At 64.4% G+C, this 13,744-nt stretch carries 12 protein-coding genes; 5 read left to right on the forward strand and 7 right to left on the reverse strand.

Annotated features, from left to right (window positions below):
• From MUO23_01080 to MUO23_01100, 5 genes are all read right to left on the reverse strand, one after another.
• Nucleotides 1–571: substrate-binding domain-containing protein (locus MUO23_01080; GenBank protein MCJ7511544.1), on the reverse strand; the 571-nt coding region annotated here is incomplete at its 3' end.
• Nucleotides 572–698: 127 nt separating this feature from the next.
• Nucleotides 699–1,601 carry an ABC transporter permease gene (locus MUO23_01085; protein ID MCJ7511545.1) on the reverse strand — a complete coding sequence of 301 codons (903 nt, stop codon included), beginning with the start codon at nt 1,599–1,601 and terminating at the stop codon, nt 699–701.
• Between the two features lie 101 nt (nt 1,602–1,702).
• Entirely contained in the window at nt 1,703–3,181 is a 1,479-nt protein-coding gene (locus tag MUO23_01090) for a sugar ABC transporter ATP-binding protein (GenBank protein MCJ7511546.1), read from the reverse strand.
• A gap of 34 nt (nt 3,182–3,215) precedes the next feature.
• Nucleotides 3,216–4,658: an aldehyde dehydrogenase family protein gene (locus MUO23_01095; protein ID MCJ7511547.1), complete on the reverse strand. Its 1,443-nt coding sequence runs from the start codon at nt 4,656–4,658 to the stop codon at nt 3,216–3,218.
• A gap of 70 nt (nt 4,659–4,728) precedes the next feature.
• Nucleotides 4,729–5,526, reverse strand: a complete 798-nt coding sequence (locus MUO23_01100) for an IclR family transcriptional regulator (GenBank protein MCJ7511548.1) — start codon at nt 5,524–5,526, stop codon at nt 4,729–4,731.
• Nucleotides 5,527–6,428: 902 nt separating this feature from the next.
• On the opposite strand from MUO23_01100, the gene MUO23_01105 reads away from it, so the two are divergent.
• The 5 genes from MUO23_01105 (at nt 6,429) to MUO23_01125 (ending at nt 13,032) form a co-directional block, all read left to right on the forward strand.
• Entirely contained in the window at nt 6,429–7,679 is a 1,251-nt protein-coding gene (locus tag MUO23_01105; GenBank protein MCJ7511549.1) for a glucose-1-phosphate adenylyltransferase, read from the forward strand.
• A gap of 403 nt (nt 7,680–8,082) precedes the next feature.
• Nucleotides 8,083–9,768 (forward strand): ABC transporter substrate-binding protein, encoded by a 1,686-nt coding sequence (locus tag MUO23_01110; GenBank protein MCJ7511550.1) that lies wholly within the window; start codon nt 8,083–8,085, stop codon nt 9,766–9,768.
• 101 nt (nt 9,769–9,869) lie between these two features.
• Nucleotides 9,870–10,949 carry an ABC transporter permease gene (locus MUO23_01115; GenBank protein ID MCJ7511551.1) on the forward strand — a complete coding sequence of 360 codons (1,080 nt, stop codon included), beginning with the start codon at nt 9,870–9,872 and terminating at the stop codon, nt 10,947–10,949.
• A 6-nt stretch (nt 10,950–10,955) separates the two neighbouring features.
• The gene (locus tag MUO23_01120; protein ID MCJ7511552.1) at nt 10,956–11,933 is read left to right on the forward strand and encodes an ABC transporter permease; all 978 of its coding nucleotides are present in this window, start codon (nt 10,956–10,958) and stop codon (nt 11,931–11,933) included.
• Between the two features lie 91 nt (nt 11,934–12,024).
• Complete coding sequence (locus MUO23_01125; GenBank protein MCJ7511553.1) at nt 12,025–13,032, forward strand: glycosyltransferase; 1,008 nt, start codon at nt 12,025–12,027, stop codon at nt 13,030–13,032.
• A 75-nt stretch (nt 13,033–13,107) separates the two neighbouring features.
• On the opposite strand, the gene MUO23_01130 is transcribed toward MUO23_01125, so the two are convergent.
• Nucleotides 13,108–13,446: a cupin domain-containing protein gene (locus tag MUO23_01130; GenBank protein MCJ7511554.1), complete on the reverse strand. Its 339-nt coding sequence runs from the start codon at nt 13,444–13,446 to the stop codon at nt 13,108–13,110.
• 100 nt (nt 13,447–13,546) lie between these two features.
• Nucleotides 13,547–13,744: hypothetical protein (locus MUO23_01135; protein MCJ7511555.1), on the reverse strand; the 198-nt coding region annotated here is incomplete at its 5' end.

The raw sequence follows: 13,744 nt of genomic DNA on the forward strand, positions 1-13,744 counted from the left end.
ACGTCTCAACGACGCTGAGCATCCCATTGCTGCGGTTCAGCCCAATCGAGTTGTCCGCCGGTCCGCCGCGCAGTTGAACGACGACGCCTTCCCCACCCAGCCGATCGGCGATGTATTGGCCGTCCTGGACTCCAATGGTGAAGTTGTCCGGGCCAATGTAGGACGTGTAGGCACCCGCGCTGCCCTTACCAAACTGGCGATCGACGAGCACGGTGGGGATACCTTCCGCGGCCAGGGCATCCAGCGCCGCCGGAGCCTCCTCGAGCCATGCGCCCGAGACGATGACCCCATCGACTCCCTGTGCGATCAGGTCCTCAATATCGGACTGGAACTTGGCAGCGTCGCCATCGGCATTGGTGGAGATGATCGTGACGTTGGAGTATGGTTTCGATTCCCCCAACACAGCGTCGTTCATTCCGATGAAGTACGGGCAACACTGAGAGAAATTGGCCACCCCGATCTTGAGCGGCTTTGCGCCTGCTTCAGGCGCCGCCGTTGGCGCAGCCTGCCCGCAGGCTGCCAGCGCCACTGCCAGGATCACAACGATGGTCAGTACGAGATTGCGTTTCATCGAACAATCCTCCTCTTCGCTCGGTTCTGGATGGATCGGCTTAGGATGGGGCAGAACGTAGCTCTTCTCCTCACCTCCTTCCGCTCAGCCTGGATCAAGGCTGGCCGGTGGCCAGACAGGATGCTGGCTATTGCTGCTTGCGTCGCGCCAGGACCGCGACCAGGATGATCACGCCTTTGAAGATCTGCTGATAGTAGGACTGCACGTTGAACAGATTGAGCAAGTTGTCGATCATGCCGAGCGCCACAACCCCGCCCAGGGTGCCGAAAACGCTTCCACCGCCGCCGCCCAAGATGGCGCCGCCGATGACGCAGGCGGCAATGGCGTCCAACTCGAACCCCCCGCCCACGCTGGGCTGCGCGATCCCCAGGCGGGAGGCCAGGATCACCCCCGCCAATGCGGCGAAGAGGCCGGAGATCATGTAGGCCAGGAAGATGTGCCAGGTGACGCTGATCCCCGCCAGGCGTACGGCTTCCTCGTTTCCACCGATAGCCACGATGGCGCGCCCGGCCTTGGCCCGATTGAGGAAGAACCAGACGATTGGATAGCAGGCGAGCATGATCAGAGCGGACACAGGAAATGGGCCTATGAAGCCGGCTCCGAGAACCGCGCGGAAGGCCGGATCCGAGGGCGTGATCGGGATGTCTGAATACACGAAGACCAGCCCGCGGATGGCTATCATCGACGCCAGCGTGACAATGAAAGGCTGCAACTTGAAGCGGGCAATGAAGAACCCATTGCCAGCTCCGGCTGCAACGCCGACGACCAGGCAGATCAGGATGGCCAGCGGCAGGGGCATCCCCCCCTTCGACATGCCCGAGACCATGACCGCCGCCAGAGCGACCACCGACCCGACCGAGAGGTCGATGCCGCCCGTTAGGATCACAACCAGCATGCCCAGGCTGAGCAGACCGTTGGTCACGGCCTGCCGTCCCAGGTTACTCAGGTTGCGCTGGGTGAAGAATACGTCCGACACCGTGGCGGTGATGACCAGGAGCACCACGAAGGCGACGATGAAGGCCAGGTCCACCCATCGGCGTCTGGTTCGAGCCCGCGCCTTGCCGAGTAGCGAAGCCCACTGGCCCCCTCCAGTCTTGACGGGAGTGGAAGGCGTCGGTGCAGAACCACTGGTCATTGCCTCACCCCTGCAGCCGAGGCCAGCAGCCTCTCCTCGCTCGCCTCGGCCCGCGTGAACTCTCCCACCAGACGGCCTTCCCGCATCACCAAGGCCCGGTCGCTCAATCCCAGGATCTCAGGCAGCTCGGACGAGATCAGCAGGATGCCTATTCCGTCGGCCGCTAGATCGCTGATGAGCTGATAGATCTCGACCTTGGTGGCCACATCGACCCCTCGCGTAGGCTCGTCGAGGATCAGAACTCTGGCCTGCGTCATCAGCCACTTCGCCAGTACCAGTTTCTGCTGGTTCCCACCGCTTAGCTGACGAGCCAACCGGTCGAGCAGCGGCGGGCGAATGTCGAGCTCGTGCACCTTCTGCCGCACCCTAGCCTCTTGCACGCGGCGATCGATCACCCCCCAACGGCTCAGGCTCTCGAACGAGGCCATGCTGGCGTTGTCCCGAATCGTGCAGACCAACACCAAGCCGTCGCGCTTCCGGTCCTCGGTCAGCAGGGCGATGCCCTGCCTGACTGCCTCGCGGGGCGACCGGGGACGAATCGGTTTCCCGTCGAGCCGGACCTCCCCGGCATCAAACGGCTCAGCGCCAAAGATGCAGCGCGCCACCTGGGTCCGCCCGCTTCCCACCAGGCCGAACATCCCCAGGACCTCGCCCCGCCTCAGCGAGAACGAGACGTCCGAGAAAGACCCGCCCCGGGCCAGGCCCTTCACCTCCAGCGCAACCTCGTCAAGGGGCGGCTGCCGGGCGGGGAAGACCTCGCCCAGTGACCGACCGACCATCATCTTGATCAGCTGGCTCTGATCGGTTTCCTCAGGCTGTACCGTGCCGACCAACTGGCCATCCTTGAGGACTGTGATCCGGTCGGCGATCTCGAACACCTCATCCAGCCGGTGAGAGATGTACAGGATCAGGGTCCCCTCCTGCCTGAGCTGGCGCACCATGGCGAACAAGCGGTTCAGCTCCTCCTGCGAGAGGACAGCCGACGGCTCATCCAGGATCAAGATCCGCGGCCGCACCGCCACCGCCTTGGCGATCTCGACCATCTGCTGGTGGGAGACGCTCAGATGCCGGACGACCTTGCGTACGTCGATCCCCACGAATCCAATTGACCGCAGGATCTCCTCCGCCCTGCGATAGGCCTTGCCCCAGTCCACACATCCTGGCACTCGGGCCGAGGGCATCTGCCCCAACAAGATGTTTTCGGCCACGGTCAGGTGCGGGACCAGGCTGAACTCCTGGTAAACCGCATGGATCCCAAGACGGCGAGCACGAACAGGCGTCCCCAGGTCGGCGGGCTTGGCAGCCAGGAGGATCTCACCGGAATCGCGCTGCAGCGCCCCAGAAAGGATCTTGACCAGGGTTGATTTGCCCGCCCCGTTCTCGCCCGAAATCGCATGCACCTCGCCGGCCGTGGCCGAGAAATCCACGCCGCGCAGAGCCTGTGTGCCGTCGAAACTCTTGTTGATCCCGCGCATGACCAGCACGGAGTATCTCCCTGTTCCAGCCCGGTCAGGCTGCCGGAAAGGCGTTGTGCACGACAATCGTCTTCTGGTCGGTCATCTCGTTCAGTGTGTCGTGCACTCCCTCCCGGCCGTGGCCGCTCAGCTTGATCCCGCCGAAGGGAAGGGTCTCGATGCGCAGAGCCGAAGACCAGTTGACGATCACGCCGCCGGCTTCCAGGCGATAGGCGATGTCAAACGCCTTGTTGATGTCGCGGGTGAAGACGGCAGCCTGGAGGCCGTATGGCGACTCGTTGGCCATGCGGACTGCCTCATCGACCGACGTGAATCGGACTAGGGGAGCCACCGGGCCGAAGGTCTCTTCTTTGAACAGTTCAACGTCTACCGGGACGTCCGTCAGGACGGTGGGCTCCATGAAGGCGCCGCGCCGATGCCCGCCGGCGCGCAGTTTGGCGCCGGCTTGGATGGCGGAGTTCACGACGGCTTCGACTTCCTTGGCTGCCTCTTCGTTGATCAGCGGGCCGACGTCGGTGTCCTCCTCGAGTTGATCGCCTACCTTGAGCGTCTTTGCCTTGGCGGTCAGCAGATCGGCAAAGACATCGTAGACGGAGGCCTCAACGAAGATGCGCTTGACGGCACAGCAGATCTGACCGTTGCCTCGAGCCAGCCTGCCCAGGACAACCCCCTCGGCAGCCTTCTCCAGGTCGGCGTCGGCCAGGATGATCAGGGCATCGTTGCCCCCCAACTCCATGTGGACTTTCTTGAGATTCTCGGCGGCAAGCTGGGAGATGCGTACCCCAACGGCCGTGCTGCCGGTGACCGTGACCAGTTGAACCCCGGGCGAGCGGGCCAGCAGATCGCCGATCAAGGCGCCCGGGCCGGTGATCATCTGGTGGGCCGCGGCGGGGAGCCCTGCCTCTTCCATCAGTTCGGCAATCTTGAGCAGGGTGAGTGGGCAGGCGCTGGGTGGCTTGGAGATCACCGCGTTTCCCGCCGCCAGCGCCGCCGCGGCTTTGTGGCCCCATAGCTCAACCGGGTAGTTGAATGGAATGATAGCGGCGACCACGCCCAGGGGTTGCCGGATCGTGATGGCGAAGTGGCGCTCGTTGCCGCGGACGGCGTCGACGGGCATGACGCGGCCAAAAACCCGCTTGGCTTCCTCGGCGAATCCCCGGAAGATGCTGGCAGTTACGCCGACTTCGGCCCGGGTCTGGGGGATGGGTTTGCCGTTCTCTTGGGCAAGAAGCTTGCCGAGCTCCGGCTGCCGCGCCTCGATGGCATTGGCAATGCGGATCAGAATCTCGTAGCGGGCGAGCGCCGTCAACTTGCGCATCGACTGCCGCCCCCGTTGGGCGGCTGCGATCGCTCGCTCGGCGTCCTGCAAGGTGGCTCGGGGGACGCGATCCAAGACCTCGCCAGTCCCCGGGTTGCGGATGTCCATGCATGCGCCGTCCGATGCTTCTACCCACTGGCTGTCGATCAACATCTTCATTTCCCTCTTCCTCCTCGAAGGGTTGCCCATGGAAGGCGGTGCGCCCAGGCGGCGGTGGTCGGTGGACGGCTCACGTCGGGAACCCCATTCGCTGGGAGATTCGCAGCGCCGCCTGGCGCACGGGGGGACCGAGTTCGACGCAGCGCTCCGGGTTCATCCGGCTGATCGGTCCCGAGACACTCAGCGCGGCGATGACCACCGAGGTGTAGTCGAACACCGGGGCGCCAACGCAACACACACCAACCTCATTCTCCTCGTCGTCGATGGCGAAGCCCTTGGACCGAATCGACTCCAATTCCTTGGCCATTGCCGGCGGGTGGGTGATGGTTTTCGGCGTCCTGGCTTTGAACGGCTGTGACAGGATCTCTGCCCGTTGTTCTTCTGGAAGGAATGCCAGGATCGCCTTGCCCAGGGCGGTGCAGACTATCGGCAGGCGGGCACCGATATGGGAGTACATCCGGATCGCGTGGATGCTCTCGAACTTAGCTATGTACACCACTTCGCCGCCGGAGGGAACCGCCAGGTGAACGGTTTCCGCCGTCTGGGCCGCCAGTTCTTCGAGGATTGCGCGGCTCTCGGCTCGCAGGTCGCTCTTGGCCAGATAGGTGCCGGCGAGTTCGATGATGCGTGTCCCCAGACGGAAATGGTCTGTCCCGGTGCGCTCTGCCAGACCCAGCGATACGAGCGTCGTCAGGTAACGGTGGGTCGTGCTCTTTGGCATCCGCAACTGGGTGGACAGATCCGCCAGGGTGGCACCACCGTCAGGGCCGTCTGCCAGGAGTTCCACGAGCTGAAAGGCCTTCGTGACCGATGACGACACCGGCCTGCGGTCGCCGACTGCCAGCGTGCCTTGTTCAGGCTGGGCCAAGGGTCGATCTGCCTCGCGCTTCGAGGAAGTAGCCATATTCCTGTAGGCTCATCCGGGCATACTCATCCATCGGGGGCAGACAGCGCTGGGCCGATGCCTCGCCGTCCTACTATGTGGAACGCTATTCTATATATTAGGACATCTTGCTTACATGTCAACAGACAGTTTTCCGGTGGAGATGGCACGGTTGACAGCCCGGACGCGGAAGGCGGTGGCGCTCGCCAGGTCCACCTGGCGCCCGACGGCGAAGACCCTGCCGACGGAGTGTTAGGCCAGGGCCCGAAAGGCCGAGGCGGAGGTCAACCGCAGGGCGGTCCAGCAGTCGGCGGCGAGACCGTTGGCTCAACGATCGTGACAAGCAGCCTCACTCGGGCCAAGCCCGCTGGGTCCTAAGATAGCGTCGCCATCAAGATTCCCCAGAATGTGGACCCGAGGTCGTATCGCCCCCTCAACACGCCGGATTTCCCGATCCGGCGCTGAGCACCACGCCGGCGCGTGCCCCCGGGGCCAGCGGGATCGGCGCAAGCGGGCTGCACGGTGCCGTAGGTCGCTGGGGGCTCCAGGCAGGGAATGGCCGGCATCACACCCGGGATGGCGGAAATCCTGAGAGCGGTCAGCGACAAGCCGATCGTTGAGCGCCGGCGGAGCCTAGACACCATCCTGCAGGCCGCAGCGAAGCAGTTCTTTTCGAAGAGTCCACATCTGTCTGTGCCCCTGGCGTTCGAGTTGGGCACACAAGGCGGCTTTCGTGCAGCCCCGCAGCGTGGTGGAGAACCGACTTCGCTACTGAGGTGCGCTTGCCCGGTCGGCCAGACGCTGGATGGAGGTGCTGTTTGCAGGCAGCCGGAGCGTCGTTTACACTGGCAATGGAAGGTTCGCGGTCTGCGGCGGGGAGGCCGGCTATGCCATACCAGGACGTGGTCGGGGTGGTCCTCGGAGGAGGGCGCGGGGCGCGGCTGTGGCCCCTGACCAAGATGCGCGCCAAGCCGGCCGTTCCGATCGGCGGCAAGTACCGTCTGGTGGATGTGCCGATCAGCAACTGCCTGAACTCCGGCATCGACCGCATTGCCATTATGACCCAGTTCAACTCGGTCTCCCTCCACCGCCATATCGCCCAAACGTACAACTTCGATGTCTTTCATCAGGGCTGGGTCGAGATCCTGGCGGCTGAGCAGACCTTGACCAGCGCCGATTGGTATCAGGGCACGGCCGATGCAGTGCGCAAGCAGCTCTTCGAAATCCGAGTGACGGGCGCCAAGGACATCCTGATCCTGGCCGGTGATCATCTGTATCGCATGGACTACGCTCCGCTGATCGAGCAGCACCGGCAGACCGGGGCCGACGTGACGGTGGCCGTCAAGCCGATTTCGGCCGAGGACGCCGGGCGCTTTGGCGTCCTGCGCATGGGCGATGACGGGCGCATCACCGATTTCGTCGAGAAACCTCAGTCCCCGGATGTGCTGCAGCGCTTCGTCAGCCGCAGCGACCCGGCGCAACCGTACGTCGGGTCGATGGGCATCTACCTGTTCCGCAGCGAGATCCTCAGCGAGCTGCTCGAGTCGCATCACGCCGACTTCGGCGAGGATCTCCTGCCGGCCTCGATCCAGACCTACCGGGTCTTTGGCTACACCTTCCGCGGCTACTGGGAGGACATCGGGACGATGCGGGCGTTCTACGAAGCCAACCTGATGCTCACCCGGCCGAATCCGCCGTTCAGCTTCGATGATCCCATCCGGCCGATCTACACCCATCCGCGCTTCTTGCCCGGTTCGCGCATCTACGATGTACGGCTGGACCAGGTGCTGTTGGCCGACGGCTGTGTGGTGCAGGGGGCAGAGATCAGGAACACGGTCATTGGGCTGCGGAGTGTGATCGGCGATGATGTCGTGATCACCAACAGCATCCTAATGGGCGCCGACTTCTATGAGGAGTCCGGCCAGTACAGCGGGCGGCCGGCGATGGGCCTGGCGAACGGCTGCCGGATCGAAGGTGCCATCATCGACAAGAATGCCTGCATCGGCAAGGGTGTGCGCATCGGGCCCTTCCCGCGCGGGACGGAGCTTGACGGGGAACGGTGGTCGGTGCGCGACGGGATCGTCGTCGTGCCCAAGCAGGCCGTGATTCCGGACGGGACGGTGATCGCCCCCTCCTGACGACGCCGGGAAAACGCCGCAGGCTTGCGCACGCCGCCTAGCAGGCCGCGGGGCGCCTTTCGGCGGCCTTCGGCGCCATCGCAGGCTGCGGGGCAGGCGGAATCGTCAGAACCCAGGTGACTTTCGAGGCCATCATGGAGGTCAGGCTTGGGAGGCCCCGCGGCCTGGCCGTGCGGGAACAGCGGCGGTTGACTGGGGCCCCGACCTTCTGTACAATGGTTCGACAGGCACCTAGAGGTTTCCCCAGCGATACACATCGCCAGGAGAGGCAGGCCAGTCCGGCGGCGCCAGCCTGAGGCCGGCGGACGAAGGCCTTGTTTCACATCCGGAGAGGAGGTGCGGAGGGGGAGAAATTGGGTAGTCAGCCTGGAATCCGAATCCCGCTGAGATGGAGGAGACACAAGTGACACGCCGAGTGATCTACACCTTGTTAAGCCTGCTGGTGCTATCCAGCATGATCCTGGCCGCCTGCGCAACGGGGGGGACAAAAGCCCCGGCGATGCCCGCCGAATGGGAGGGGCTGGTCGAGAAGCCCTTCGAAGCGCTGAGCATCGAGTCCGATTGCAGCAACGGCACGCTGTTCAAGAAGATCGAAGCGGTCGATGCGAAGACCGCCGTCTTCACGATGTGCGTCCCGGACCCGGCCTTCCTCTCGAAGATCGCCTTCACGCCCTTCGGTATATACGAGCGCGAGTGGCTCGAGGCCAATACCGCGGCCGGTTCCCGACTTACGAACCCCATCGGCACCGGCCCCTACATGGTCAGCGACTGGAAGCGCGGCGAGAGCCTGACCTTTGTGGCCAGCCCGGAGTACCGGGGCGAGGCGCCGCAGGCCAAGACCCTGGTCTTCCGCTGGAGCGCTGAGTCGGCCGCCCGCCTGCTGGAACTGCAGGCCGGGAGTGTCGACGGCATCGACAATGTCGGCCCGGATGACTTCGCCACGGTCGAAGGTGACGCGAACCTGCAGCTGGCCATCCGCCCGGCGCTGAACGTCTTCTATATCGGCATGACCAACACCTTCCCGCCGTTCGACGACGTGAAGGTGCGCCAGGCGGTTGCCATGGGTATCGACCGCCAGCGCATCGTTGACACCTTCTACCCGCCGGGATCCGAGGTCGCTTCGCACTTTACGCCGTGCTCGATCCCGAATGCCTGCGATGGAGATGCCTGGTACGAGTTTGACGCGGAGGCAGGCAAGGCGCTTCTGGCGGAGGCCGGCTTCCCGGATGGCTTCAAGACCAAGCTGTACTACCGGGACGTGGTGCGTGGCTACCTGCCGGAAGTCGGCCGGGTGGCGGAGGAAATTCAGGCTCAGCTGAAGCAGAACCTGAATATCGATGCCGAGATCGAAATCCAGGAGTCGGGCACCTTCATCGACAACTCACAGAACGGGCGGCTGGATGGCTTCCACCTGCTGGGATGGGGCGCCGACTACCCGCACGTGACGAACTTCTTGGACTACCACTTCGGCGCCTCCAAGCTGCAGTTCGGCGCTCCGTATCCGGAGATCACCGCCAAACTTGAAGAGGGCGCGCAGATCGCCGATCCGGCGGCAGCCGTACCGGTCTACACCGACGCCAACAACGCCATCCGCGAATTGGTGCCGATGGTGCCGGTGGCCCATGGCGGTTCCGCCACGGCCTATAAGGCTGACGTGACCAATCCCCAGGCCAGCCCGCTGACGAATGAGGTTTTCTTCGTCAGTGCTCCGGGCGATCGGGATACCTTCGTGTGGATGCAGAACGCCGAGCCAATCAGCCTGTTCTGCCAGGATGAGACCGATGGGGAGTCGCTGCGTGCCTGCGAGCAATTCAGCGAGGCGCTGTACTCCTACGAGGTCAACGGCACAGCGGTCGAACCGGCTCTGGCCGAGAAGTGTGAACCGAACGCTGATCTGACGGTGTGGACCTGCACACTGAAGGAAGGCGTCACGTTCCACAACGGTTTTGCCTTCGATGCAAGCGATGTTGTGGCCAGCTTTATCTCCGGCCTCGACGTCAACAGCCCGACGCATGTCGGCAACACCGGCACCTTCGACTACTGGCTTGGCCTGTGGGGCAACCTGATCGGGGCACCGCCGCCCGGATAAGTTGTCCTAGGGTCTTCGTGACGTACTGAGAAAGCAGCGCGGGATGGCGATCGCAGACTTCCCGCGCTGCTTGCTGCATTCTGCGGGAGTAGAATGAGCCGATGATCCAGTTCTCCGTTCGCCGCCTGCTGTCATCTGTCCCGGTCCTGTTCGGGATCCTGATGGTCACGTTTGCCATGGGGCGAATGATCCCGGGGGATCCGTGTACTGCAATGCTGGGGGAGAAGGCAACTCCCGCGATCTGTCACCAATTTGTGGTTGACCGAGGGTTGGACAAACCCATCATCCTCCAATTCGCGTACTACCTGCGCGACGTCTTTCGGGGCGACTTCGGGTTGTCGATCCGTTTCTCTCGGCCCGTGACGCAAATCCTGGTTGAGAGACTTCCGACCACGATCGAACTGAGCATGGCGGCCCTGATGATCGCGGCGATCATTGGAATCCCAGCCGGGGTGATGGCAGCCATGCGCCACAACTCGACCACGGACGTGGCCACCATGGTCGGCGCCAACATCGGCGTGTCGATGCCAGTCTTTTGGCTAGGATTGATGCTGGCCTATGTCTTCGGCCTGCTGCTGAAGGACACGCCATTCTGGCTGCCGCCCTCCGGCCGGCTGTCGGCCGGGCTGAGCTCGATTCCCTTCTATGAAGTCTACGGCTGGGCGGCGGCCGAAGGCTCGGCGAAGCTCAAGGTGCTGGAGTTCTTCGGCAACTTCTACATCTTCAACTCGATCATCACCGGCGACATGGAAGTGTTGAACGACACCCTGCGCCACCTGATCCTGCCGGCGGTCGCCCTGGCGACCATCCCGCTGGCGATTATTGCCCGCATGACGCGTTCCAGCCTGCTGGACGTGCTGGGGAGAGAGTATGTGCGGGCGGCAAAGGCCAAGGGGGTGCCTCACCGCACGGTGATTGCCAAGCATGCGCTGCGCAACGCGCTGCTGCCGGTGGTGACAATCATCGGCCTCTCGCTGGGCGGTCTGCTCGGGGGCGCCGTGCTCACCGAGACCATCTTCGGGTTGTCCGGCGTGGGCCGAGCGCTGTATGAAGCCATCACCGCCCGCGACTACCCGATCATCCAGGCCTTCACACTGGTAGTCGCCATGGGTTATGTCATCGTCAACCTGATCGTGGATGTCTCGTATACCTACCTGGACCCACGGGTGCGGTTGGAGTAGCAGAGCGTGACCGTCTCCACCGATGCCCTCTCCACCGGACAGGGTGCGCTTGACGCCGAGAGGATGTCCGGCAAGCCGGCGAGCTTGTGGCGAACGACGGCGAGGCGGCTGTTCCAGCGTCGGTCGGCCGTGGTGGGCATGATCATTTTGGGACTACTGATCCTGACGGCGATCTTCGCCCCCTGGATCGCTCCCTATGAACCCGACGCGGTGCTGATCGGTGTCGAGGATGTCAAGCGGCGCGATCCTCCCTGCATTCACCTGCTGGGGTGCCCGGCCAACCAGCCGCAGCACCTGATGGGCATCGATGGCAACGTGCGCGACGAGTTCAGCCGCGTTGTGTATGGCTCTCGAGTCTCGTTGGTCATCGGGATCACGACCGTGGGATTCGCCATTCTTATTGGCACGACCCTCGGTGCGGTGGCGGGGTACTGGGGAGGCCGGACCGACAATGGCGTGATGCGGATCATGGATGTCTTGCTCGCCTTTCCGGCTTTGCTGCTGGCCATCGCCATTGTCTCCGTGATCGGGCCCGGACTGCTGAATGCCCTTCTGGCCATTGCCATCGTCACGATTCCCGCCTATGCCCGGGTGATGCGCGCCAGCGTGCTCTCGGTAAAAGAGACAGATTTCGTCTCGGCCTCTCGCGCCCTGGGCGCCGGGGCCGGCCGCATCCTGTTCGCATCGATCCTGCCGAATGCCATGACCCCGCTGATCGTCCTGGGCACGCTCGAGATCGCCTCGGCCATCCTGAGCGCGGCGGCCCTGTCATTCCTGGGACTGGGGGCACAGCCCCCGACACCGGAATGGGGCTCGATGCTGGGTGCCGAGCGCAATCAAGTCTTCACGGCGCCGCATCTGGTCTTCTTCCCCGGCCTGGCGATCATGCTGACCGTGCTGGCATTCAACCTGCTGGGCGATGGTCTGCGGGATGCGCTCGACCCACGGCTGGGGCGGGGCACCAAAGTCGAGGTCGTCCTGTAGTCGGGGCCGGCGGCATTGCACTCTCGGCGATGACGTTCCGCCGGCCCCGCGGGACTGCCCGGTGCAATCGAGCGCGATGAGCCCCCCAGCAGTGTCGGTCCTCATGCCGTGCCGGGATGCGGCCTCGACACTCGAGGCCGCCATCTCCTCCATCGTGGCCCAGTCCCTCTCGGATTTCGAGCTGGTCGCCGTCGATGACGGCTCGTCCGACGGCACGAGCGAGCGACTGCGGGCATGGGCTGAACGCGACAGCCGCCTGCGCCTGCTGCGGATCGAAGCGCGAGGCATCATCCCGGCCCTCAACGCCGGCCTGGGGGTCTGCCGCGCTCCCGTCATTGCCCGGATGGATGCCGACGATATCGCCGAGCCCAACCGACTCCGGAGCCAACTTGACCTGCTGAGCGCTAGGCCGGAGCTGGCGGCCGTCGGTTGCCTGGTTGCCGGCTATCCGCCGGCAGAGCTGGCGGAGGGCTTCCGGCTGTACATCGAGTGGCAGAATCGGCTGACCGAGCCGGAGGCGATCGCCCGGGAGATCTTCATCGAGAGTCCCCTGGTGCACTCCTCGGTGAGCGTGCGGCGCGAATGGCTGGAACGGGTCGGGGGGTACCAGGAGCGCGGCTGGGCGGAGGATTACGACCTGTGGCTGCGCATGCATATCGCCGGGGCGCGCTTCGCCAAGGTCGCGGCAGTACTGCTGCATTGGCGGGATCACCCGCTCCGCCTGACGCGTACCGACTCGCGCTACTCGGTCGAGAACTTCCTGAGGGCGAAGAGTCACTACCTGATGCAGGGCCCGTTGCAGGGGCGCGATGCGGTGATCGTGTGGGGTGCCGGCCAGATGGGCCGGCGCCTGGCTAAGCATCTACAGCGCGACGGCGCTCCGTTGTCCGCCTTCGTCGACATCGACCCTCGCAAGATTGGGAGGGAACGGCGCGGGCGTCCGATCGTTGCCCCCTCCGCTCTGCCGGATCTCTGGGGGCAGCATCAACGGCCGGTGGTGCTGGCATGCGTCGGCTCGCGTGGCGCCCGTCAGCTGATTCGCGAACAGCTCGAGGCCGCCGGTCTGCGTGAAGGTTCGGACTGGTGGGCGGCGGCCTGACCGCCGGTACTGGCCTCTCGCTGTCCGCGCTGCGGCATCCGCCTGCCTTGCCGGGTCAGCCCCAGACGGTCGACCTCATCCTTCTCCACCGATGAGCGTCAGCAGCATCACGGTCGGGGTCTTGGCCAGCAGGCTGTGCCGCACGTTTGGCTCCAGGTGAGCCCAGGACCCGGGGCCGGCCTGGAAGTGATCCGCACCCAGCGTGAGTTCGACCTCCCCCGCCAGAATGTGGATCACCGCCGGACGTGCGGCAGTGTGCTCGGAGAGCATCTGACCCGGAGCGAAGCCGAACAGGATCACCTTGCAGTCAGCGGCCTGGTACAGGCTGCGGCTGAGGATGCTATCGGGTGGGACCTGTCCCAGGGTGAGATTGATGTCCTGGACAAATGCGTGCGGCTTCTGGGATTCAGGCATTGGAGCGACCTCCGGCGGCAACAGCGAGTCTATCCGCAGATCGGCGTTCTGGGCTAGCCGAGTTCGGCAGTGGGGGCCAGCGGGCTGGCTTGGACTGGTGCTACGTCAGGCGCACGCCTGGGATCAGCCGCGGCACGCGCTGCTGATAGTCCGCGTAGGCCGGGCCGAACTCAGCGAGCAGACGGCGCTCTTCGAAGACCGAGCCGATCAGGATGTAGAGCGACAGGCCGAGGTTGAGGGCCAGCAGGCTGGTGGTCATCAGCGGCGTGAGCCAGATGAACAGCAGGCCGGCGGTGTA

Source organism: Anaerolineales bacterium (assembly GCA_022866145.1).
Taxonomy (GTDB): domain Bacteria; phylum Chloroflexota; class Anaerolineae; order Anaerolineales; family E44-bin32; genus PFL42.